Source organism: Mycobacterium sp. SMC-16 (assembly GCF_046250085.1).
Classification (GTDB): domain Bacteria; phylum Actinomycetota; class Actinomycetes; order Mycobacteriales; family Mycobacteriaceae; genus Mycobacterium; species Mycobacterium phocaicum.
Genome location: NZ_CP176427.1, coordinates 734,055 through 757,027 on the forward strand (window position 1 = coordinate 734,055; position 22,973 = coordinate 757,027).

Consider the following 22,973-nt stretch of genomic DNA (forward strand, 5'->3'; position numbering starts at 1 on the left):
GACCGTCCGATGCATTGCATTGCTGTGCGTACCTGGATTCGTTCCCGACGACTGTCGCACAGTACCGACGTGGGCGTCAATTCCGCAAACGGTGTGTCCCGGGTCGAGGAACCTGGCGACAGCTGATCGCCAGCGCCGGAGGCCCCGCCGACGGGCGAAGCGTGACGCCGGCAGTGGCACCAATTGTGTTGCGTCGTCCAGCGATACGGGACGTACGCTGCCGCCGGTCCAGGCGTCCCGGACGGCAGATTCGTGCCCCTCGGCATGCCGGGCGACGTAGGCTGAGTGTCCGACTCTCGGGTCGGCGTGGCGACGACGAAAGGTGTTGGCACAGTGAAGGTGACAGTCATGGGGGCCAGTGGCCTCATCGGGAAACTGCTGGTCGACCTCTTGACCCGGGAGGGCGAGGACGTGGTCGCCGCGTCCCGGCGCTCCGGTGTCGATGTGCTCAGCGGCGTGGGCCTCGCCAAAGCCCTGGCGGGCGCAGACGCCCTTGTTGACGTCACCAACTCGCCGTCCTTCGAAGAGGACGAGGTGATGGATTTCTTCGTCAGGGCGACCACCAATCTGGTGGCCGCGGCCCGGGCGGCCGGGGTGGGCCATTACGTCGCACTGTCGATCGTGGGCGTCGACGGACTGCCCGACAGCGGCTACCTGCGGGCCAAGGCCGCGCAAGAGCGGATCATCTCGTCGTCGGGGTTGCCCTACACGATCGTGCGTGCCACGCAGTTCCACGAGTTCGCAAGGGCCATAGTCGATTCGATGGTGGTCGAGGCCGACACCGATGAAGGTGACGAGCACGATGTGCGGGTGCCGGATGCCTTGATCCAGCCGATCGCGGCCGACGAAGTGGCGGCGTACCTGGCCGAGGTCGCGATTGAGCCACCGCGCAACCACGTCATCAACATCGGCGGGCCCGAGAAGTTCCCGTTCTCGAGGCTGGCTCGGGAGGTGCTGGCGCTCCGCCACGACGATCAGCGGGTGGTGATCGACCCGCACGCGAAGTACTTCGGCACGACGCTGAAGAAGGAGAGTCTGGTCACCGGGGCCGGGGCGATGATCGCGTCGATTCCCTTCTGAGCGCCATCACGCCAGCAGCGGCGCCAACTGGGTCGCGCAGTCCTGCAACGCCGGAACCTGCTTCCGCAGAAGCTGTTCCTGTTCGGCCCGTCCGGACATCGCCACCGCGGCCACCAGGGTCGCGGTGGCGGACCGGACCGGCACCGCGACGCACGCCGAATCGGCCCGCAGTTCCCCGGTCTGCGCGGCGTATCCACACTCCCGGATCTCGGCGAGCTGTTCGGCCAGAGCGGATTTCGAGGTGATGGTGCGGTCGGTGAGCGCCGCCGGGGTCAGGGCCAGCAGCGTGTCGGCATCACGCTTCTCGGCGAGCAGCAGCTTTCCGACGGCACTGGCGTGCAGGTGGCGGTTGAGCACCGATTCGTCTGCGGGCGGCGGATATTCGCTGTCGGCGTCGGCAAGTCGCACCGAGGTGTTGGTGAAGTAGAACAGGTGCACCCCGAACCGCACCGACAGCCGCAGTTCGGCCAGCGTCTCGCGGGCCTTGGTGCAAACGGTGGGGGAGACCGCGGCGTCGATCAGCAGGCCCATCCGCGGGCCCAGCGCGAACCCCGACAGGTCCGGCAGCCGCACGATGTAGCCGTCGGCGACAAGGAGATTCAGCAGCCGGTAGGTGGTGGCCGACGGCATGGACAGGTGCTCGGCGATGTCTTTCGCGGTGACACCCGTGCCGGCCAGCGCCACGGCCTCGAGCACCTGGAGGGCGCTCTGGACGGCTTTGGGCTGGCGGCCGGACAGCGCGCCGTCGGCGGGGCTCACCGGCGCACCTCCCACGGGTTGTAGTCGGCGAAAACGTCACCGGCGACGGTCTCGTCGAACACCCCGACCCGTTCGGCGAGGTCGGGCACCCGGCGGCGGCGAACCAGGAATGCCGCCAACCCCAGTGCCAGCAGCGCGGAGTAGACCGCGGTGGCGATCCATACCGGCGACGCCACCGACAGTGCAGCCCAGATGATGATGGCGATCATGGTGACGGCCGTGGCCAGCCCGACGATCAGCGGCACCGTGGTGAGCTCGCCGATCCGGCGCAGAAATGCCGGAGTGGCCAGGCACACCAGCAGATACGCCACGATGTAGCCGTGGGCAGACACCGCCAGCAGCCCGATGAGGACGTCGCGGCTGGAGTCCGCGGCGAACAGGTAGGCGACCGGCACCGCGACGATCACCGGCATCGCGACGCTGAGTGCGACGTGCGGTGTGCGATAGCGCGGATGGGCATGGCCCAGTGCATCCGGCAGTAGCCCCTCGCGGCCCATCGCGAACAGGGTCCGGGACAACGCGGTGGTGGAACCGATCACGCACGCGATCCAGGACGCGGTGATGCCGACTTCCATTGCCACGGACAGTGCGCCGGCCAAGGTGTCGGCCGAGTCGGGGAGTGAGAGCACGATCGGCGTCGACCCGGTTCGGGTCTGGATCGTGCCCGTGGTCTGCAGGACGGCGGCGAAGGTGTACAGCGCTCCCAGCGCCAGTGGCGTCCAGCGGATGGCCCGGGTGACGGTGACGAACGGGCGTTGCGCCTCGCGGGCCACAGTGCTGGCGCTCTCGAAGCCCACGTACGAGGTGATGGCGAGCAGCAGAGCGAAGCCCAGCGCGGAATGTGGCGCATCGGCGACGGTTTTCGATGATGCGGCGCTGCCGGTCACGGCTCCGCCGAAGGCGATCATCAGCACCACCCCGGCCACCACGATCGCGAACAGTTCGACGGCCAGCGAGATGCGCGCCGACAGCCTGATGCCGCGCGTCATGAGGATCAGCGCCGCGGCGCCGACCAATACGGTCAGGCCGGCGATGACGGGTTTGCCTGCCGGTACCCCGACGCGGCCCAACAGCGTCGCCAGGTAGCTGGCCGCGCCGAGCGCGCTCGCCATCGCGGCCGCGGCGTAGCCGACGACCAGCGACCAGCCCGCCGCGATACCGGGAACCGGGCCGAGGCCTTTGACGGTATAGCTGTACAGCCCGCTCACCGCGACCATGCGGGTGGAGAACTGCGTGATGCAGTAGCCGACCGCGGTCATCATGAGCGCGGTCAGGATGAACACCGCGATCGTGGTGTGGCCGGCCGCCGGCAGGACCAGCGCGGGCAGGGTGACCATCACCGCCGACGGCGCCACCGCCGAGACCGACTGCCCCAGAACCTGCGTGAACGTCAGCTGTGCGCGCTGAAGCCCGGCGACCGGCGAGCGGCTCCGGATGGTTCTGGTGGGGCCCATTTGTCGGAAGGTAGCCGATCGCCGATGGTCCCGACAGCGTTGTCGGGTAAACATCCAAAATCTTCAAATGAGAATCGGGGCGCCGCACCGTCCCGAAAGACCCCGTGACCGCATCTCATGGTGGACGCGAACTGCGATTATCGGCCGGCTCGAATGGGAATTCCGGAGCCATTTCAAATGAGAATCGGAATTCGCGAGATACCCATTCGGAATTAGTGGTGACGCGCACCACATCGGGGCGTAAACATGATTCCCATGACAGCCACGCTCAGCACGAATCTGGACCCGCGGACCGTCGAATTCATTTCCCGTCCGCAGCAGATGTACGTCGACGGACAGTGGGTCGAATCGGTGTCCGGTCGGCGGTTCGACACCGTCGACCCGGCTACCGAGCAGGTCATCACGACGGTCCCGCACAGCGGCGCCGAAGACGTCGAGCGGGCGGTGCGGGTAGCGCGCCGGGCGTTCGAGGACGGCCCGTGGCCGGCGATGACGCCCGCCGAGCGGCAGCGCATGATCTGGCGCATCGCCGAGGGCATCACGGCCCGGGCCGATCAGTTCGCCGAAGTCGAGAGCATCGACAACGGCAAGTCCGTCGCGGTCGCCAAGGCCGTCGACGTCACCTGGGCCGCGGAGATCTTCTACTACTACGCGGGCTGGGCCACCAAGATCGAGGGCCGCACCGTCCCGGTGTCGGTGCCCTGGGCGCCGGGCGCCAAGTTCCACGCCTTCACGCTGCGTGAGCCCGTCGGCGTCTGCGCCCAGATCACCCCATGGAACTTCCCGCTGGTCATGGCCGCGTTCAAAGTCGCACCGGCCCTGGCCTGCGGGAACACCGTCATCCTCAAGCCTGCCGAGCAGACCCCGCTGACCGCGGTGCTGCTCGCCGAGGTCATCGCCGAGGCCGGCGTCCCGGCCGGGGTGTTCAACCTGCTGACCGGCTTCGGTGACGTCGGCGCGGCACTGTCGGCGCACGACGGCGTCGACAAGGTCGCCTTCACCGGGTCCACCGAGGTGGGCAAGAAGATCGTCAACGCCGCCTCCGGCAACCTCAAGAAGGTCTCGCTGGAACTGGGTGGCAAGAGCCCGCAGGTGGTCTTCGCCGACGCCGATCTCGAGGCCGCGATCCCCGGCGTGGCCAGCGGATTCCTGTTCAACCACGGTCAGACGTGCACGGCCGGCACCCGACTGCTGGTCGAGGACGCCATCTTCGACGAGTTCACCCAGGGCGTCGCCGAGCACGCCGCCCGCCTGCGGATCGGGCCCGGACTCGACCCCACCAACGACATCGGCCCGCTGGTCTCGCGTGAGCAGCTCACCAAGGTCACCGGCTATCTCGACGACGGCATCGCGCAGGGCGCGCGGCCCCTGGCCGGTGGCGGTCGGCACGGCGACAGCGGCTTCTACGTGCAGCCCACGCTGCTGGTCGACGTGCACCGCGACTTCAACGTCTACCAGGAGGAGATCTTCGGCCCGGTCGCCGTCGCGGTGCCGTTCAACCGCGACCGCGGTGTGCGCGAAGCCGCCAACGACACGCCCTACGGGCTGGCCGCCAGCGTGTGGACGCGCGACGTCTCGACCGCGCACCGGGTGGCGCAGCAGATCAAGGCCGGCACGGTGTGGGTCAACTGCCACAACGCGTTCGATACCGCCCTGCCGTTCGGCGGATACAAACAATCGGGCTGGGGCCGCGAACTCGGCGAGGGCGCCATCGCCGAATACACCCAGACGAAAGCCATCAACATCGCGCTGTGAATTTCGGCGTCAAATGAGAATTTGCCCATTCGGCAATTCTCATTTGAACTCACTCAAGCCTTACCGCACCGCAACCAATTTACATTCAATTCCAGCGAAGGTGCTGTCATGACAACTGACGCAGTTCTCGATGCCGGTCGAAGCACCGGCGCTCAGCCCAACCGGTTGACGGGCCGCCTAGGTCCGGTGGCGATCGTGTTCATGGTCGTCGCGGCCGCCGCCCCGCTGACCGTCGTCGCCGGCACCTTCCCGATCGGCATCTCCGCCGGCAACGGGGCGGCCTACCCGGGGTCGTACGTGATCTGTACCGCGGTGCTGCTGCTGTTCGCGGTCGGCTTCACCGCCATGGCCCGGCACATCACGGGTGCCGGCGCGTTCTACACCTACATCGCCCACGGCTTCGGCCGGCATGCCGGGCTCGGCGCCGCGTTCCTGGCGCTGCTGTCGTACACCGCCGTCCAGGTCGGGGTGTACGGCTACATCGGTGCGTCCATCAACGAGCTCGTCACCGCCCATGGCGGACCCGCCGTGCCGTGGTATCTCTACGCGCTGTTGATGATGGCGGTCACTGGGTTCCTGGGTTACCGGCACATCGAGCTGTCGGGCAAGGTGCTCGGTGTCCTGCTGGTGTGCGAGGTCGGCATCGTGCTGGTGATCAACGCCGCCGTCATCGGACATGGCGGCGCACAAGGGCTTTCGACGGCGGTGCTGTACTCGGGCAACTTCTTCTCCGGGGCGCCGGGCATCGCCCTGATCTTCGCGCTGGCCGGCTACATCGGTTTCGAGGCGACGGCGGTGTTCCGCGACGAGGCCCGCGACCCGGTGCGGACCATCCCGCGGGCGACGTACGCCGCGCTGCTGCTGATCGGTGGCTTCTACGCGCTGAGCAGCTGGGCGCTCGTCAGCGCGTGGGGTGACGCCGGTGCGGTCGACGAGGCGACGAAGAACCCCGCGACAATGCTCACCGAGACCGCGACCCACTACGTCGGTGCGGTGGCCGGCGACCTGGTCCAGATCTTCTTGATCACAAGCCTTTTCGCGGCGCTGCTGTCCTTTCACAATGTGCTGGCCCGCTACATCTTCTCGCTCGGCAACAGCCGGGCGCTGCCCGAGCGCTGCGGCCGCTCGCACCCGCGGCACGACTCCCCGCACATCGCCTCGTTCGCGCAGACCCTCTCGGCGCTGGTGCTGGTCGCGGCGTCGGTCCTGGCCGGGCTGGACCCGGTGACGCAGGTGTTCACCTGGTTCGTCGGCGCCGCCTCGGTGGGCATCGTGGTGCTGATGACGCTGACGTCCGCGGCCGTCGTCGTCTACTTCCGCCGCACCCGGCTGGACACCCGGCCGTGGCACACCGTCGCCGCACCGAGCCTCGGATTCGCCGGTCTGGCAGTCCTTTCGGTGCTGACGGCGATCAACCTGCCGCTGCTGGTCGGCGGCTCCGGAACCTTGGCCGCGATCATCGGCGTCCTGCTGGTCGGTGCCTTCGCCGGCGGCATCGTGGTCGCGCTGATGCGGCCGCACGCCGGAACTCAACACAACGAAAACCCTGATATCGCAAAGGAGATCGCACGATGACTGCCACTATTGAACCTCAGGTGACCACAGTTCCGGACCACCCGCTCACCCCGCTGAGCGCCGACGAAATCCGCGCGGCACGCCGCATCGTCGACGCGCACGGCCTGCTCGGCGACAGCGTCCGCTTCGTGTTCGTCGCACTGGAGGAGCCGCACAAGAGCGAGGTGCTGGCCTTCCGCCCCGGCGACGCCATGGACCGGCGCGCCCGGGTGCTGCTGCTCGACCGGGCCACCGGCCAGGGCTCCGATCTGGTGGTGTCGGTGACCGAGGGCCGCGTCGTCAGCGAGGTAGCGATCGACAGCACCCGCGACGGCCACGTGCCGATCCTGGATCAGGAGTTCGAGGACATCGAGGCGTTCCTGCTCGACTGCCCCGAATGGATCGAGGCCATGACCAAACGCAAGCTGAATCCGGCTGACGTGCGGGCGGTTCCGCTGTCGGCCGGCGTCTTCGGCCACGAGGACGAGGTCGGCCGGCGCATCGTCCGGGTGCTGGCGTTCTACCAGTACGACGCGGCCGACCTGCCCTGGGCGCACCCGATCGACGGCGTCGTCGCCTACGTCGACCTGACGGGCCGCAAGGTGGTCAAGGTGATCGACGAGATCGAGCTGCCGCTGCCCACCGAACGCGGCGAGTGGGATGCCGCGCCACACGCCGTCCCGGCCCGCACCGACCTCAAGCCCATCGAGATCACCCAGCCCGAGGGCGCGAGCTTCACGGTCGACGGCAACCAGATCACCTGGGCCGATTGGTCTTTCCGCTTCGGCTTCGACGTCCGCGAGGGCCTGACCCTGCATCAGCTGTCGATCGACGGGCGGCCGGTGGTGTACCGCGCGTCCATCGCCGAGATGGTGGTGCCCTATGCCGATCCGTCGCCGGTGCGCTACTGGCAGAACTACTTCGATCAGGGGGAGTACCTGTTCGGCCGGTACACCAACGCCCTCGAACTGGGTTGTGACTGCCTCGGCGAGATCAAGTACTTCGACGTCACCATCGCCGACGAGAACGGCGAGCCCAAGCTGATGAAGAACGCAATCTGCCTGCACGAGGAGGACTTCGGCGTGCTGTGGAAGCACACCGACATGTTCAACGGCATGGCCGAGGTCCGTCGTTCGCGCCGTCTGGTGATCTCGTTCTTCCTGACCATCGGCAACTACGACTACGGCTTCTACTGGTACCTCTACCTCGACGGCACCATCGAGCTGGAGGCCAAGGCCACCGGCATCGTGTTCGCCTCGGCCTACCGTGGGCCGGAAGGTTTTTCCACCGAGATGGCACCGGGCCTGGGCGCGCCGTTCCACCAGCACATGTTCTCCGCGCGGCTGGACATGGCGGTCGACGGGCTGACCAACACCGTCGAGGAAGTCGACGCCGTCGGTGTTCCGATGGGCCCGGAAAACCCGTGGGGCAACGCGTTCCGCCCGCAGAAGACCAAGCTGACCCACGAGCTCGAGGCCATGCGCACCGCCGACAACCTCAAAGCCCGGGTCTGGCACATCACCAACCCCACCAAGCAGAACCGGCTGGGGCAGAACGTCGGCTACGCGTTGCACCCGGAAGGTCAGCCCACGCTGCTGGCCGACCCGTCGAGCTCCATCGCCAAGCGCGCCGCCTTCGCGACCAAGCACCTGTGGGTGACGAAATACGATCCGGCCGAACGGTATCCGGCCGGGCAGTTCGTCAACCAGCACCCGGGTGACGCCGGACTGCCGTCGTACGTCGCGCAGGACCGCAACATCGAGGGCGAGGACATCGTGGTGTGGCACACCTTCGGGCTGACGCACTTCCCGCGGCCCGAGGACTGGCCCGTGATGCCGGTGGACTACGCCGGATTCAAGCTCAAGCCCGTGAGCTTCTTCGATCGCAACCCGGCGCTGAATGTGCCACCGTCGCCGAAGAAGTCGCACTGCTGCAACGGCTGAGCGGAAATTGAGCTGCCGGGCCTGGTCACCCCCGAAGACCGGGCTCGGCTTTTCCGTTGTCCGGACCGCTCAGCGGTTGGACAGCCCGGACAACCGCCACGCGAGCTGGTGCTGCACGGCAGGGAGTCGGCCGGCCAGGCCGATCAACAGGTTCCGGAGCGGGCGGACCGGCGCGGGCAAGGTGGCCAGCCGGGTCAGCCGGTCCGTCAGGGCCACCACTTGCTGTGCCAGGGGACGTCGGGTCGCGCTGTATTCGTCGAGCACGCCGTCGCGTCCCGTCGTCAAAGCCGTTGCCAGCGCCTGACTCAACGCGAGGGCGTCTTGGATGCCCAGGTTCATGCCCTGTCCGCCGGCGGGGCTGTGGACATGGGCGGCGTCGCCGGCGAGTAGTACCCGTCCGGCGCGATAGCTGTCGGCGACCCGGTGGTGAACCCGGAACCGGGAGCCCCACTCGACGCCGGTCACCGTCACCCGGCCGGGCCCGAAGGCGCGTGTGTCGAGCAGATTCTGGACGAAGGCGGCGGACGGCTCCTCGGGCGCCGAGTCGACGGGTGCCACGATCCGGTAGGTGCCGCCGGGTAGGGGCGCGACGACCGTCAGCCCGGTGGCCGCCCAGAACAGGATCACCTCGTCATCGGTGACGTCGCCACTGAGGCGGACATCGGCGAGCGCGAACGACTGCCCGTACTGCCCGCCGCTGAACCCGATGCCGGCCTGCTCCCGCACGACGCTGTGCATGCCGTCGGCGCCGACAAGGTACCGCGCCCGAATGACCTCACCATCCTCGAACTGGGCCGTGACGCCGTGGTCGTCCTGCGTGACGCCGGTCAGGGTCTTCGGCCGGATGACCTTGCCGCCGAGCTCGGCCAGGCGGTCGAGCAGCACCTGCTCAGTGGTGCACTGCGGCACCATCAGGCTGTAGGGGTAGCGGGTCGGCAGCGTGCTGAAGTCGACCGGGATCAGGGTCCTGTGGCCATCGCGGATGGTGAATCGGGGCGCCTCGATGCCGAGTTCCACCAGGCGTTCGGACACGCCCAGTTCTTCCAGCACCTCCAGCGTGCGGGCGTTCACCACCGCCGCGCGTGAGGTGTTGGCGCCCGCGGCCAGGCGGTCGACCACCAGGGCGTCGACGCCGCGGGCCTGTAGCGCGGCGGCGAGGGCCAATCCGGTGGGGCCTGCTCCGACGATCAGGACATCGGTGTCGGTCATCTGCGTCTCCTTCCGCGTATGCCAACAGTTGTTGGCATAACAATGGTTGCGCCTTTCGGCGCTGAAGTCAACAAGTGTTGGCATACAGTTGTTGGCATGCGTAGATCGTCAGAAGAGACCAAGGCCGTGATCCTCGCCGCCGCCCGGGAGCGGTTCGCGACGACCGGCTACCAGGCGGCCACCATCAGGGCCATCGCCGCGGACGCGCACATCGACCCGTCGATGGTGATGCGGTACTTCGGCAACAAGGACCAATTGTTCGCCGCGGCAGCCGAATTCGACCTGCGCTTCCCCGACCTGTCAGGCGTCCCGAAGGCCGAACTCGGCGCTGCGCTGGTCACGCATTTCCTCGACCGCTGGACGCAGGACGAGGGGCTGATCGTACTGCTGCGCTCGTCGACCACGAATGCCGATGCGGCGCAGCGCATGCAGAGCATCTTCGCCGACCAGCTGCGGCCCGCCATCGCGCGGCTCGAACCCACCGATCCCGCACGCTGCGCCGGGCTGATCGCCACTCAGGTGCTCGGGATGGCGATGTGCCGGTTCGTGCTCAAGCTGCCGCCCATCGTCGCGATGAGCGACGGCGACCTCGTCCACTGGCTCGCGCCGACGCTGCAGCGCTATCTCGACGAGGCCTGATCAGCTGTCGGGGACGCCGATCCGCCGGTAGCGCTGCAGCCGCACCCCGAGCCGCTGTGCCGCGGGCACGGTGTGCAGCGCGTGCAGCTCGGCAGCGATGGCGGCAGACATCCGCGCGGTGAACCCGGCCGGGTCGTCGGCGGCGTCGGTTTCCTCGGGCACGATCACGTCGACGATGCCGGCCGTCAACAGATCCGCGGACCGAACACCTTGCGCGGCAGCAAGTTCCGGGGCATGGTCGACGTCGCGGTAGACGATGGCGCTCGCGCCTTCCGGCGGCAGCGGAGCCAGCCAGCCATTCTGCGCGGCGAGCACCCGGTCGGCCGGGACCATCGCCAGGGCCGGCCCACCGCTGCCCTGACCCAGCAGCACCGACACCGTCGGCGTATCGAGCGTGACGAGTTCGGCGAGGCACAACGCGATCTCGCCGGCCAGCCCGTCCTCCTCGGCCTGCCGAGACAGCGCGGGCCCGGCGGTGTCGATCACCAGCACCAGCGGCAGCTGCAAGCCGGCCGCAAGTGCCATGCCGCGGCGGGCCTCCCGCAGCGCGCGCGGCCCGACGAGACCACCGATCACCCGCCGCTGACCGACCACCACCGCGGGCTGCCCGCCGAACCGGGCCAGCGCCAGCAGCGTCGTCCCCGATTCGCCGCGCCCGGTCCCGGACAGCAGCACCCGGTCGGTCGCCCCGTGCGCCAGCAGGTAGTCCACGCCCGGCCGGTCCGCGCGCCGCGACGCCTCCACCGACTCCCACGCCGGCACCTCAGCGATTTGTGCACGATTTTCCGCGCCCACCGCGGATTTTCGTGCACAAATCCCTGGGTCGGGCGGGTCCGCGACCACCGTCAAAACCCGATTCACGACGCCGCGCAGCTTGTCGAGCGGGACGACGCTGTCGATCACGCCATGGGCGAACAGGTGCTCGGCGGTCTGCACGCCGTCAGGGAACGGCTCGCCGTACAGGTGCTCGTAGACACGCGGCCCGAGGAACCCGATCAGCGCGCCCGGTTCGGCCGCGGTGAGGTGCCCGAGCGATCCCCACGACGCAAACACCCCGCCGGTTGTCGGATGCCGCAGATACACCAGGTACGGCAGGTGCGCCTTCTTGTGCAGCTCGACGGCCGCGGCGATCTTCACCATCTGCAGGAACGCGACGGTGCCCTCCTGCATGCGCGTCCCGCCCGAGGATGGCGACGCGATCAGCGGCAAGCCGAGGGCCGTCGCGCGCTGCACGGAAGCGGTGATCCGCTCGGCGGCGGCCACCCCGATCGAGCCGGCCAGGAAGTCGAACTCGCAGGCCAGCACGGCCACGCGCCGACCGGAGACGGTGCCCTCACCGGTCAGGACCGACTCGTCCAGCCCGGTGCGCAACGTCGCGTCGGCCAGCTCGGCGCGGTAATCGTCGCTGACGGCCACCTCCAGTGGCGGGCCGTCCCAGCTGCGGAACGATCCGTCGTCGAGGATGGCGTCGAAGAACTGACGGGCTCCGGTCCGACTCACCCGGACAGGCTAATCGGCTACCGCCCCGCCCCGGTCCACACTTCGTCGTTTCGCGTCCGGCGTCTGACCTCGGCGGCCTGATCCTTCACCCACATGTCTTCGAACCGCTGCCCCTCCGGCTCGCGGCGAATGCGGTTCATCGCCCGGCTCAGCCACTTCGGCGGGGTGGCCGGCTCGTACATCGGCAGCGCCGAGGCGAGGGAGTACAGCGTCTTGAGCACGACGAACACTCCGAACATCCGGGCGGGTGAGTTGGTCACCGCGGCGGCGAAGATGCCGAAGATCAGCGCGAGATGCACCACCCCGACCCGCCCGAAGCTGCGGTTGGCGGTCTGCTCGAGCACGCCGAATGACCAGCGGCGCAGGTACGGCACGTCGACGAGGAAGTCGACGGCGACGATGACGAGCATCTGGAGGCAGCCGATGCCCGCACTGCGCCAGTTGAGACCGACGAGCTCGGCGTTGCCATTGTGCGTCAGGATCAGCAGGATCACCGCGATGAAGACGCCGTGCGCCGCGCAGAACACCGCGTTGATGAAGAAGAACCCCTTGATGAAGGAACCGGGCTTGCCTTGGGGCCCCTTCGACTGCGGCGCTTCGTACCGGAAATGCCCGCGGCGCGGGTTCCACCGCTGCTGCAGGACGCCGCGGGCGTAGATGAACAGCAATCCGGCGACGGTCTCGAACCAGTAGACGATCAACGTCGTCGCCGCGGACCACTCCTGCGTGAACCAGCCGACCGCGGGGATCGCGTTGGCCGCGACCAGCGTCAACAGATGGGCGAACTGATTCGCCCGGGGTTGCTCGGGTGGACTGGGCGGCACGCGCCAATCGTCGCACCTGAACACCGGCGCTACTCCGCAACGCGGCTCGGCGCTCGATCGGCGCACCGCCTAGGCTGGCCCAATGATCGGAGTGACCCGGGACGGCAATGTCCTGACCCTGGAAATGCAGCGCCCCGAGCGGCGCAACGCGCTCAACGCCGCGCTCGTCGACGGCGTACGTGAAGAAATCGAGAAGGCCTCGCCGTCGGACACCCGCGCGATCGTGCTGACCGGGCAGGGCACCGTGTTCAGCGCCGGCGCCGACCTGTCCGACGCCGAGGGTGTGGCCAAGGAACTGCCGGACAAGGCGCTGGCCCTGAACCTGGCGATCGACGCCAGCCCGATCCCGATCATCGCGGCACTCAACGGCCCCGCGATCGGCGCCGGCGTCATCCTGGCCATGATCTGCGACCTGCGGGTCGCCGCGCCGGGCGTGTTCTTCCAGTTCCCCATCGCCAAATACGGCCTGGCGCTGGACAACTGGAGCATCCGCCGGCTGACGTCCCTCGTCGGCCACGGCCGCGCCCGCGCCATGCTGCTCGCCGCCGAGCGTCTCGAGCTGGAGACCGCCCTGCAGACCGGCATGGTCAACCGCACCGGCTCGCTGGCCGACGCGCAGGCCTGGGCCGCCGAGATCGCCGGCTACGCGCCGCTGTCGCTGGCACACTCCAAGCGCGTGCTCAACGACGACGGTGCCTACGACACCGTCCGCGGCGAACACACCCGCATGTTCAACAAGGCCTGGGCCAGCCCGGACGTGATCGAGGCGCAGGTGGCCCGGTTCGAGAAGCGGGCGCCGAGGTTCCAGGGCGCCTGATGCTGCGACGGGCACTGCGGCTGATGTGGGGAACGGCGGCGCTGGCAGCCGGAGGCTGGGTGTTGCGGGCGCTCAATGGGGCGCCCGCCGCGCTCGGCGCCGGCCCCGTGGACATCAACGCGGTGGCGGCCAACTCGCCCAACTATCACGACGGGGTGTTCGTCAACCTCGAGCCGCCGTCCGGCACCGAGCTGAGCCGGGAGCAGCAGGCCGGGCTGGTGCGCGAACTGCTGACCAGCAGCGCCGTGCAGCGCCCGCCCATGCCCATCCCGCTGGTGGTGCCCGATCCGGGCCTCCCGGCGGGCGACCTGGCGGTCACCTGGTTCGGGCACTCCTCGGCGCTCATCGAGATCGACGGCTACCGCGTGCTGGCCGACCCGGTGTGGAGCCGACGATGCTCCCCGTCCCGGCGGGTCGGACCGCAGCGGCTCCACGAGGTGCCGGCGCCGCTGGAGGCGCTGCCGGCCGTCGACGCGGTGATCATCAGCCACGATCACTACGACCACCTCGACATCGACACCGTCACGCAGCTGGCGGGTATGCAGCGGGCCAAGTTCTTCGTGCCGCTGGGTATCGGCGCGCACCTGCGGTGGTGGGGCATCCCGGCCGAGCGGATCGTCGAACTCGACTGGAACCAGAGCGCCGCGCTCGGCGAGCTGACCCTGGTCTGCACCCCGGCCCGGCACTTCTCGGGACGCTTCCTGACCCGCAACACCACCCTGTGGGCGTCGTGGGCCTTGATCGGCCCGCAGCATCGCGCCTTCTTCGGCGGCGACACCGGCTACACCAAGAGCTTCGCGGACATCGGCGCCGACCACGGCCCGTTCGACCTGACCCTCATGCCCATCGGGGCGTACCACCCGGGCTGGCCGGACATCCACATGAACCCGGAGTTCGCGGTACGGGCGCACCGCGATGTGACCGACAGCGGCCTGCTGGTGCCGATCCACTGGGCGACGTTCCGGCTGGCGCCACACCCGTGGTCCGAGCCGGTCGAGCGGATGATCGCCGCCGCGCGCGACGAATCGGTGGACGTGGCCGTGCCCATGCCGGGTCAACGGCTGGAACCGGCGCGGCTGCCGGGGCTGGATGAGTGGTGGCGGCCGTCTCAATAGCGATTTGTGCACGATTTTCCGCGCCTGCCGCGGATTTTCGTGCACAAATCCCGACTCGGTGGGGGGATGACGGGTGACTGTCGGTGATCGGGAACGTACGACGGATCTCAGCGGACTGTCGGATGACGAGGTCGCCCAGCGCGTCGCCGCCGGCCACACCAACGACGTCCCGACGCGGGCGGCCCGCAGCGTCTCGGAGATCATCCGCGCCAACGTCTTCACGCGGATCAACGCGATCCTCGGGACGCTGTTCCTGATCGTGCTGGCGACGGGATCGGTGATCAACGGGCTGTTCGGGTTGCTGATCGTCGCCAACAGCGCCATCGGCATCATCCAGGAGCTGCGGGCCAAGCAGACCCTCGACCGGCTGGCCATCGTCGGACAGGCAAAACCGTTGGTGCGCAGACAGTCCGGTACCCAGGAACGGCCCGCCGGCGAGGTCGTGCTCGACGATGTCATCGAGCTCGGCCCAGGCGACCAGATCGTGGTCGACGGCGTCGTGCTGGAAGCCGCCAACCTCGAGGTCGACGAGTCCCTGCTCACCGGTGAGGCCGACCCCATCGACAAGGGCGCCGGCGACACCGTCATGTCGGGCAGCTTCGTCGTCGCCGGTAGCGGTTCCTACCGCGCCACAAAAGTGGGTCGCGCGGCATACGCAGCCCAATTGGCCGCCGAGGCAAGCAAATTCACCCTCGTCAAGTCCGAGCTGCGCAGCGGTATCAACACCATTCTGCGGTTCATCACCTACCTGCTCTGGCCGGCCGGTGCGCTCATCATCTACACCCAGCTGTTCACCGTCACCGGTGTGGGCTGGAAAGAGTCGGTTCTGCGGACGGTCGGTGCCCTGGTGCCGATGGTGCCCGAAGGTCTGGTGCTGATGACGTCGCTGGCATTCGCGGTCGGGGTGGTCCGGCTGGGCCGGCGGCAATGCCTGGTGCAGGAACTGCCCGCCATCGAGGGGCTGGCCCGCGTCGACGTGGTGTGCGCCGACAAGACCGGCACCCTGACCGAAAACGGTATGCGGGTCAGCGATCTGAGCACTTTCACCACGGATGACGCCGCGTCCGTACTGGCCCAGATGGCGGCCGACGACGTCCGGCCCAATGCCAGCATGGCCGCCATCGCCGAGGCCTACAAGCTGCCACCGGGCTGGACCCAGACCGCGAACGCGCCGTTCAAATCGGCGACCAAGTGGAGCGGGGTGTCCTACGGCGAGCACGGCAACTGGGTGCTCGGTGCGCCCGACGTCCTGCTCGCGGCCGGTTCTCCCGAGGCCGAGCAAGCCGAACAGATCGGCGCCCAGGGCCTGCGGGTGCTGCTGCTCGGCTCCTCGGACCGCCCCGTCGACGCCCCCGACGCACCCGGGGAAGTGACCCCCGCGGCACTGGTGACCCTTGAGCAGCGCGTCCGCCCGGATGCCGGCGAGACGCTGGACTACTTTGCGCAGCAACATGTCTCGGTCAAGGTGATCTCCGGTGACAACGCGGTGTCAGTGGGTGCGGTGGCCGGGTCGCTCGGCCTGGGCGGCGAGACGCTCGACGCCCGCCGGCTCCCGGACGATCCCGAGCAGCTGGCCGAAACCGTCAGCGAATACACCACTTTCGGCCGCGTCCGGCCGGACCAGAAGCGCGCCATGGTGCATGCCCTGCAGTCCCGCGGCCACACAGTCGCGATGACCGGCGACGGCGTCAACGACGTGCTGGCGCTCAAGGACGCCGACATCGGCGTCGCGATGGGGTCGGGCAGCTCGGCGACGCGGGCCGTCGCGCAGATCGTCCTGCTGGACAACAAGTTCGCGACCCTGCCGTACGTGGTGGGGGAGGGCCGCCGGGTCATCGGCAACATCGAGCGGGTCTCGAACCTGTTCCTCACCAAGACGGTCTACTCGGTGCTGCTGGCCGTGCTCGTGGGCCTGGCAGGCCTGTCCGCGAGGTTCTTCGGCACCGAGCCGGTGCTGTATCCGTTCCAGCCCATTCACGTCACCATCGCGGCGTGGTTCACCATCGGCATTCCGGCGTTCGTGCTGTCGCTGGCACCGAACAACGAACGGGCACACCACGGTTTCGTGCGCCGGGTGATGACGGCCGCGCTGCCGTCGGGCCTGGTGGTGGGTGCCGCGACGTTCGTCTCGTACCTGCTGGCCTACCACGGGAAGTACGCCGACACCGTCGAGCAGAACCAGGCATCCACCGCCGCGCTGATCACACTGCTGGTGTCGGCGGTGTGGGTGCTGGCGGTGGTGGCACGGCCGTACCAGTGGTGGCGCATCGCGCTGGTCGCCGCGTCGGCGTTGGCATACGTGGTGATTTTTTCGATTCCCTGGGCGCAGCAACAGTTCATGCTCGATCCGTCGAACCTGGCGCTGACCTCGGCGGCCGTCGGAATCGGGCTGGTGGGCGCCGGTGCGATCGAGGTGTTGTGGTGGCTGCAGGGCCGCTGGCTGGGCGAGCGACGCCGGTTGTGGCGAACCGACGACCAATGAAGAATGAGCACGTTCACCGGACAATCCGGCAATAGATAGGGTGGGAATCATGGGATTTCTGGACAAGGTGAAGGACCTGGCGGCGCAGAACGCCGACAAGGTCGAGGCCGCCATCGAGAAGGTCGGCGACATCGTCGACGAGAAGACCGAAGGCAAGTTCAAGGGCGTTGTCGACAGCGCCCAGGAAGCGGCGAAGAAGGCCGTCGCAGGGGACCAGCCTGCCGCTGAGGCTCCTGCCGAGGGGACGCAAGAACAGCAGTAGCCATGGCAAAACTCGCAAGTTCCATCGAAGTACCGCTGTCGCCCGAAAAGGCCTGGGAGGCAGCGTCGGACCTCTCCCGGTATGACGACTGGCTGTCCATCCACCGGATGTGGCGCAGCCCGTTGCCCGAGACCTTGGGGAAGGGCACGCAGATCTCGTCCGTCGTCGAGGTCAAGGGCATGCTGAACCGGGTCGACTGGACCATCGTGCACTACAACCCGCCGGGATCGTTGACTCTCAACGGTGTCGGCAAGGGTGGGGTCCGGGTCAAGTTGATGGCCAAGATCACGCCGGCCGAAGCGGGTTCGAACGTGGCGTTCGACATCCACCTCGGCGGTCCGGCCCTGTTCGGGCCCATCGGCATGGTGGTGGCGGCCGCGCTGCGGTCCGACATCCACCGCTCGCTGGACAAGTTCAAGGAGCTGTTCGCGTCGGTGTAGACCCGTCAGAAAAGGTGGCGAGAATCTTCGGATTCTCGCCACCTTTTTCCTGTCGACCAAGCCGCGATGAGTTTTCGGCCGCGCCGTTGTCTGTACCGGTGACCACTCCGTCACTCGTCTAGGGAGAACATCATGGCCACTCGTACCGCAACCCCGCTGGGCGCGCCCGTCTGGATCGACCTCGCCACCTCGGATGTGGCCGGCGCCCAGGCGTTTTACCGCACAGTCCTGGGCTGGGACTACGAAAACCCCGGGCCCGGTTACGGCGGCTACCTCAACGCCCGGCGCGACGGCCGCTACGTAGGCGGCATGATGGCGAGCGACCCGGCGTGGAACGCCCCCGACGCCTGGACCGTGTATCTGCACACCGCTGACATCCAGGCCACCATCGACGCCGCGGTCGCCGCCGGCGCCACCACCTGCATTCCGGCCATGGAGGTGCCCGACAAGGGCTGGATGGCCATGCTGACCGACCCGACGGGCGCGTTCTTCGGCCTGTGGCAGCCGACCGGCCACCAGGGCTTCGAGGCGTACGAAGAGGCGGGTGCCCCGGTGTGGTTCCAGCTGACCACAACCGACTTCGCCAAGGCCACCGAGTTCTACACGACGGTGTTCGGCTGGCAGCTGCAGGTCGAGGCCGACAGCCCCGAGTTCCGCTACAGCAACGCCATCTTCGACGGCGAGCCGCTGATCGGCGTGATGGACGGCTCCGTCATCCCCGGCCTGGACCGTTCCACGTGGAACGTCTTCCTCGGCAGCGACGATGTCGACAAGACCATCGAACTGATCACCGCCAACGGCGGCTCTGTCGTGCGCGCCGCCGAGGACACGCCCTACGGCCGGCTGGCGGCCGTCACCGATCCGACGGGCGCCGCGTTCAACCTGTCGTCGATCAAGGACTGACCGCCGACCCGAGCTTGTGGCCGAACGTCGCGCGGGGTTTCGGCCACAAGCTCATTTTCGATCCCGAAAAAGTGTCCCGATCAGACCGGCGCGGTGCTCCTACCGATATGAACATCCATTGGCGGCACCAGCACCGGGCAACGACGACCTACGAGATCGTCGACCAGCTCCACGATCGCCACGCCGTGGGCGTCACGGCAGACCGCGTGGCGGCGACGGTCGCGGGCTGGCTCGCCGAACTGGATGTGCAGAGTCCGTTGACCGACGAACTCGCCCGCGCGACGCAGCGCGGCGACTGGCCCGCCACCCACACCATCTGCGACCAGTTGTCCATCGACCTGATGATCGCGGCCTGACGGTGTGGCTACACCGGTTGCCGGCCGGTCAGCAGCGTCTCGATCAGTTCCCGGTACGGGCCGACCAGATACGCGGTGTCGCCCGCGCAGAGCTGGGTGTCGCGGCGGGGTCTGCGATGCGTGGTGCCGGCCCGGGTGATGGCGATGACCCGGATCTGCGTCGGCACCTCCGCCATGCGCATGCCGTCGAGCGCGCTACCCGCGTCGACCTGGACGCCACCCACCGTGAACGACCGCTGGCCCACCGAGAACGTGCCCAGCACCTGTAGTCCCATCGCCGCGCCGACGAACCACGGCGCCGCCAGCTCGACCGTCGACCGGACGTGGGCGAAGCCGAAGCGCTGCGCCACTGCGGCCCCCAGCGTGCGGTCGTAGATCCGCAACACCAGCGGCACGTCGGGCCGGTCGATCTCGGGCAGCACACGCGGACTGAGCATCTCGCGCAGCACGATGCCGGTCTCGATGTTGACCATGTCGTCCTGGGTCAGCACCGCGACGGCGCGGGCCCGGTCCAGCCGGGCCAGTTCCAGCGTCTGCCGCAGGGTGGCGTCGCCGAAGATCACCGGCACGTCCAGTTGCGCGGCCTGTGCCAGGAACCGGTTGGACTCGTCGCGTTCGATGACGGCGACGTCGTAGCCGGCCGCGGTCAGGTCGCTGACCACCCGGATACCGAACGAGCCGAGGCCCACCACCACGATGTGGTTGCGCAGATGCTGCACCCGTCGGCGCCCCGAGGAATTGCCCAGACGACGGGACAGCAGCGCGTCGGCGACGAACGCGACCAGGATCGCGGTGGTGGTGACCCCGGCGAACATGAGCCCGATGCCCCACAGCCGCAACCAGGTTGGTTGATGCATGAAGCTGAAGTCGCCGTAGCCGACGGTCGCGATGGTCTCGGTGGAGAAGTACAGCGCATCGATCCAGCTCATGCCGGCCGGGTTGTGATACGCGAAGCGCAGCAGCACCGTCGAGCCCAGCAGCAGTGATGCCGACGTGCCGAGGGCCCACCAGAAAATGGGATTGATGTCGTCGCGGATGACGCGCAGCGTGTCGATCACTCGGCGTGGCCACGGGCGGTGCGTCCGGCTGGACAGCGGGCGCGGCACCGTGATGCCGGCGTCCGCCAATTCGTCGGCGGTGCCGATCATGGCCGTCCAGTCGCCGGCATGCACCCCGAAATCCCTTCCAGGACAAGGCGTGACCTCACCGGGTGATTCCGCGTTCTCGCCGCGGATGACGGCGACGGGCGCCAGGTCGCCGAACATCTCCCGCAGCGTGGCGTCGCGCGGGGCCTCGGTGCCGGAGATGACGAAGTCGATGCCGGCCGCCGAGATGGTGTGTGTGGTGCGGGCCAGACAGGCTTCGACGACCGACGGCGCGGCCAGGTCGGCGACGTCCAGGACCGCGCCGGGGCCGTTGTCCTCGGCTACCGCAGCGCGCAGCACACTGTTGGCCAGCCGGGTCACCACCCGGACGGTCGGGTTGAGCTCCCTTGCCAACAGGGCGATTTCGAGGTTGACGGCATCGTCGTCACCGGCACACACGATGGCCGCGGCGCTGGTGACGATGGCCGCCTTGAGGCCGGCCGGTTCATGGATCGTCACCACCGTCGCACCCGCCGTCTGCAGCCCCTCGGTGATCCGGTTGGCCAACGCGTCGGTGCCGCAGACGATGACGTGTCCCTGCATGTGCCCTACTGCCCGGTCAGCGCGAAGTCGGCGAAGTCGAAGCCTGGCACCACAACACAACTGACCAGGGTGGGTTCCTCGTCCCCGGGCCGGGCGCGCTGCCAGTGCCCCGGCGGCACCAGCGCCTGCGGCCGCGCGCCCGCCGCGACGTCCGCGCCCAGCAGCACGGTGTCCGCGGTCGCCGGCTCCGGCCCGACCTCCAGCAGCAGCGGACTGCCGCGGTGGAAGAACCACAGTTCGGCGCTGTGCACGGTGTGCCAGGCGGACTGCTGCCCGAGCATCAGCAGGAACAGGATCGCGGTCCCGGCGCTGCGCGGGCCGGAATACTGCGCGGGCAGCGCGGATTGGGGGACGGTCAGGTCGCTGCGCCAGGTCTCGCGGTACCAGCCGCCTTCCGGATGCGGCGACAGGTCCAGCTGCTGTGCCCAATCAGGGAGATCGGTCATGGCACTTGAGGCTACGGCTGATCAGCTGTGTCGGCCTGCCGGACGGTCTATACGCTCGTGGCATGGAACGGTTGCGGCCCGCCTGGATCGTCGCGCTGTGCGCGCTGGTGCTGTTGGTCAGTGCCTGGTTGCCGTGGCTGTCGAGCCCGGCGGGGCATGCGAACGCCATCGGCGGCAAGGTCGGGCATATCACTGTTCCGCCACCGGGTTTCGGGGTGGGGCAGCTGATGGTGCTGCTGGCCTCATGCCTGCTCGTGGCGGCCACGATGGCCGCGCGCCGGCTCTCGTCGCGCGTCGCTTCCGTTGTGGCCCTGGTGCTTTCGGCCGGGCTGACGGCGCTCGGCGTCTGGTATCACGTGCTGTACGTGCACAGCCCGGTGGTCGCGTCGTACGGGTTGTATGTCGGGCTGGTGGCGGCTGCGCTGGCGATCGTGCTGTCGGTGCTGGCCTCCGTCGTCGCCTGGCGGTCGTGATGGGGTTCGTCGAACCCGTCGTGCTGACGGGGCAGCGGTGGGTGACGCTGGAACCGCTGACCACCGATCACATTCCAGAGATCGCCGAGGCGGCGGCCGACGGTGACCCGGGCCGGTTGTGGTTCACCTCCGCGCCCTCGCCGACGACGGCGGCAGAGTGGGTGCAGGCCCGGTTGGCGGTGCAGCGCCCGGATACCGGGTTGACGTTCGTCGTGCGCGCGCTCGACGGCCGGCTCATCGGCTCGTCCAGCTACCTCAATGTGGACGGTCCCAACCGGCGCCTGGAGATCGGCGCCACCTGGTATGTGGAGTCGGTTCGGCGCACCGGGGTGAATACCGAAGCCAAGCTTTTGCTGCTCGGGCACGCTTTTGAAGCGCTCGACTGTATAGCAGTCGAGTTCAGAACCCACTTCTTCAACTCGGCGAGTCGCGCGGCAATTGAGCGGCTCGGAGCCAAGCTCGACGGGGTGCTGCGCTCGCATCAGTTGCTCAGTGACGGTTCTCGCCGGGACACCGTGGTGTATTCGATCCTCGACGTCGAATGGCCCGCAGTGCGCAACAACCTGCAATTCCGTCTGAACCGGTAACTTCGCCCACCCCGGTGATGAGCATCTCTTGAGCAAAACTTGACAGTTTGCCAAGCTATGTTTTTGAATTCGTGTCTAATCGTGACCGAATTGTGATTTGATCCAAGCATCGGTTCGTTCGCTTGATCGCGGGGACGGATGTACGCAATGAGCTTCAAGTCGTATGCGGGTGTCGCGCTCGCGGCCGCGTTGATCGCCGCCGGCGGGATGATGACGGCGCCCGCGAGCAACGCTGATTCGGCGTCGTACGTCGACCCGATGTCCTACGGGCAGCAGACCGGTCAGCCTGCCGGTCAGCAGTACGCCGGCCCCGCGCGGACCATGGGCGCGGTCCAGGCCTCGAACTCCGGCTGGCCGGGTCAGTGCACGTGGGGTGCGCTGCAGATGGCCTTCCAGAATGTGGGTTATTACCCGGACATCCACGGCAATGCCAGGGTCTGGGCTGACGCCGCACGGTCCCGTGGCTGGACCGTCGTGGACGAACCGCAGGCCCGGTCCATCGCGGTGTACCCGGCCGAACTGCCCGGGGTGAGCCAGTACGGCCATGTGGCCTGGGTGAATTCGGTGTCCGGCCGGTGGATCAACATCACCGAGATGAACAACGAGTCCCACGGCGGGCCGTTCGCCTGGTGGACCCGCGACACCCAGCACATCCCCGGGATGAGCTACATCCTGATTCCCTGACGC

The 22,973-nt window shown here is 68.3% G+C and carries 22 protein-coding genes; 15 read left to right on the plus strand and 7 right to left on the minus strand.

The features are described from left to right. The first annotated feature begins 333 nt into the window (after window positions 1-333). On the plus strand, window positions 334-1,080 hold the full coding sequence (locus ACJEIK_RS03550) for an SDR family oxidoreductase (RefSeq protein ID WP_064860343.1): 747 nt from the start codon (window positions 334-336) through the stop codon (window positions 1,078-1,080). Between the two features lie 6 nt (window positions 1,081-1,086). Here ACJEIK_RS03550 and ACJEIK_RS03555 read toward each other — a convergent pair whose 3' ends face one another. Then, window positions 1,087-1,839: an IclR family transcriptional regulator gene (locus ACJEIK_RS03555; protein WP_064860352.1), complete on the minus strand. Its 753-nt coding sequence runs from the start codon at window positions 1,837-1,839 to the stop codon at window positions 1,087-1,089. After that, on the minus strand, window positions 1,836-3,293 hold the full coding sequence (locus ACJEIK_RS03560; protein ID WP_409431057.1) for an APC family permease: 1,458 nt from the start codon (window positions 3,291-3,293) through the stop codon (window positions 1,836-1,838). Before ACJEIK_RS03560 ends, ACJEIK_RS03555 begins: the two co-directional genes overlap by 4 nt. A 255-nt stretch (window positions 3,294-3,548) precedes the next feature. Between ACJEIK_RS03560 and ACJEIK_RS03565 the strand changes: the two genes are divergently transcribed. The 3 genes from ACJEIK_RS03565 (at window position 3,549) to ACJEIK_RS03575 (ending at window position 8,545) form a co-directional block, all read left to right on the plus strand. Next, entirely contained in the window at window positions 3,549-5,048 is a 1,500-nt protein-coding gene (locus tag ACJEIK_RS03565; RefSeq protein WP_409431058.1) for an aldehyde dehydrogenase family protein, read from the plus strand. A 108-nt stretch (window positions 5,049-5,156) separates the two neighbouring features. After that, entirely contained in the window at window positions 5,157-6,623 is a 1,467-nt protein-coding gene (locus tag ACJEIK_RS03570; protein ID WP_409431059.1) for an APC family permease, read from the plus strand. Beyond that, complete coding sequence (locus tag ACJEIK_RS03575) at window positions 6,620-8,545, plus strand: primary-amine oxidase (RefSeq protein ID WP_212813165.1); 1,926 nt, start codon at window positions 6,620-6,622, stop codon at window positions 8,543-8,545. Before ACJEIK_RS03570 ends, ACJEIK_RS03575 begins: the two co-directional genes overlap by 4 nt. Window positions 8,546-8,614: 69 nt before the next feature. On the opposite strand, the gene ACJEIK_RS03580 is transcribed toward ACJEIK_RS03575, so the two are convergent. Then, a complete protein-coding gene (locus ACJEIK_RS03580) occupies window positions 8,615-9,754 on the minus strand; it encodes an FAD-dependent oxidoreductase (protein ID WP_409431060.1) in 1,140 nt (379 codons plus the stop codon). A gap of 96 nt (window positions 9,755-9,850) precedes the next feature. Here ACJEIK_RS03580 and ACJEIK_RS03585 point away from each other — a divergent pair, with 96 nt between their 5' ends. Next, complete coding sequence (locus ACJEIK_RS03585) at window positions 9,851-10,393, plus strand: TetR family transcriptional regulator (RefSeq protein WP_406802176.1); 543 nt, start codon at window positions 9,851-9,853, stop codon at window positions 10,391-10,393. Here ACJEIK_RS03585 and ACJEIK_RS03590 read toward each other — a convergent pair whose 3' ends face one another. Together ACJEIK_RS03590 and ACJEIK_RS03595 are read right to left on the minus strand one after the other, a co-directional pair. Next, a complete protein-coding gene (locus ACJEIK_RS03590) occupies window positions 10,394-11,893 on the minus strand; it encodes a carboxyl transferase domain-containing protein (protein ID WP_409431061.1) in 1,500 nt (499 codons plus the stop codon). It lies immediately after the preceding gene. A gap of 17 nt (window positions 11,894-11,910) precedes the next feature. Further along, the gene (locus ACJEIK_RS03595) at window positions 11,911-12,717 is read right to left on the minus strand and encodes a DUF6498-containing protein (protein ID WP_212813156.1); all 807 of its coding nucleotides are present in this window, start codon (window positions 12,715-12,717) and stop codon (window positions 11,911-11,913) included. Between the two features lie 82 nt (window positions 12,718-12,799). On the opposite strand from ACJEIK_RS03595, the gene ACJEIK_RS03600 reads away from it, so the two are divergent. The 7 genes from ACJEIK_RS03600 (at window position 12,800) to ACJEIK_RS03630 (ending at window position 19,092) form a co-directional block, all read left to right on the plus strand. Next, entirely contained in the window at window positions 12,800-13,534 is a 735-nt protein-coding gene (locus ACJEIK_RS03600; protein WP_020098935.1) for an enoyl-CoA hydratase, read from the plus strand. Further along, on the plus strand, window positions 13,534-14,649 hold the full coding sequence (locus tag ACJEIK_RS03605; protein WP_212813154.1) for an MBL fold metallo-hydrolase: 1,116 nt from the start codon (window positions 13,534-13,536) through the stop codon (window positions 14,647-14,649). The genes ACJEIK_RS03600 and ACJEIK_RS03605 overlap by 1 nt, the downstream gene beginning before the upstream one ends. 73 nt (window positions 14,650-14,722) lie before the next feature. Next, window positions 14,723-17,131: an HAD-IC family P-type ATPase gene (locus ACJEIK_RS03610; protein ID WP_409431062.1), complete on the plus strand. Its 2,409-nt coding sequence runs from the start codon at window positions 14,723-14,725 to the stop codon at window positions 17,129-17,131. Window positions 17,132-17,180: 49 nt separating this feature from the next. Beyond that, window positions 17,181-17,393 carry an antitoxin gene (locus ACJEIK_RS03615; protein WP_020098938.1) on the plus strand — a complete coding sequence of 71 codons (213 nt, stop codon included), beginning with the start codon at window positions 17,181-17,183 and terminating at the stop codon, window positions 17,391-17,393. 2 nt (window positions 17,394-17,395) lie between these two features. Beyond that, a complete protein-coding gene (locus ACJEIK_RS03620) occupies window positions 17,396-17,833 on the plus strand; it encodes an SRPBCC family protein (protein WP_073697853.1) in 438 nt (145 codons plus the stop codon). Between the two features lie 132 nt (window positions 17,834-17,965). Further along, window positions 17,966-18,736 carry a VOC family protein gene (locus tag ACJEIK_RS03625; protein ID WP_061004093.1) on the plus strand — a complete coding sequence of 257 codons (771 nt, stop codon included), beginning with the start codon at window positions 17,966-17,968 and terminating at the stop codon, window positions 18,734-18,736. A 107-nt stretch (window positions 18,737-18,843) separates the two neighbouring features. Next, a complete protein-coding gene (locus tag ACJEIK_RS03630; protein ID WP_409431063.1) occupies window positions 18,844-19,092 on the plus strand; it encodes a hypothetical protein in 249 nt (82 codons plus the stop codon). Window positions 19,093-19,100: 8 nt separating this feature from the next. Here ACJEIK_RS03630 and ACJEIK_RS03635 read toward each other — a convergent pair whose 3' ends face one another. After that, a complete protein-coding gene (locus ACJEIK_RS03635; RefSeq protein WP_409431064.1) occupies window positions 19,101-20,780 on the minus strand; it encodes an NAD-binding protein in 1,680 nt (559 codons plus the stop codon). Window positions 20,781-20,785: 5 nt separating this feature from the next. Next, the gene (locus ACJEIK_RS03640) at window positions 20,786-21,226 is read right to left on the minus strand and encodes a cupin domain-containing protein (protein ID WP_409431065.1); all 441 of its coding nucleotides are present in this window, start codon (window positions 21,224-21,226) and stop codon (window positions 20,786-20,788) included. 62 nt (window positions 21,227-21,288) lie between these two features. Here ACJEIK_RS03640 and ACJEIK_RS03645 point away from each other — a divergent pair, with 62 nt between their 5' ends. The 3 genes from ACJEIK_RS03645 (at window position 21,289) to ACJEIK_RS03655 (ending at window position 22,970) form a co-directional block, all read left to right on the plus strand. After that, window positions 21,289-21,699 carry a hypothetical protein gene (locus ACJEIK_RS03645; protein ID WP_073697858.1) on the plus strand — a complete coding sequence of 137 codons (411 nt, stop codon included), beginning with the start codon at window positions 21,289-21,291 and terminating at the stop codon, window positions 21,697-21,699. Next, on the plus strand, window positions 21,696-22,286 hold the full coding sequence (locus ACJEIK_RS03650) for a GNAT family N-acetyltransferase (protein WP_110767641.1): 591 nt from the start codon (window positions 21,696-21,698) through the stop codon (window positions 22,284-22,286). Before ACJEIK_RS03645 ends, ACJEIK_RS03650 begins: the two co-directional genes overlap by 4 nt. 147 nt (window positions 22,287-22,433) lie before the next feature. Next, entirely contained in the window at window positions 22,434-22,970 is a 537-nt protein-coding gene (locus ACJEIK_RS03655; protein WP_061004081.1) for a CHAP domain-containing protein, read from the plus strand. Window positions 22,971-22,973 lie beyond the last annotated feature (3 nt).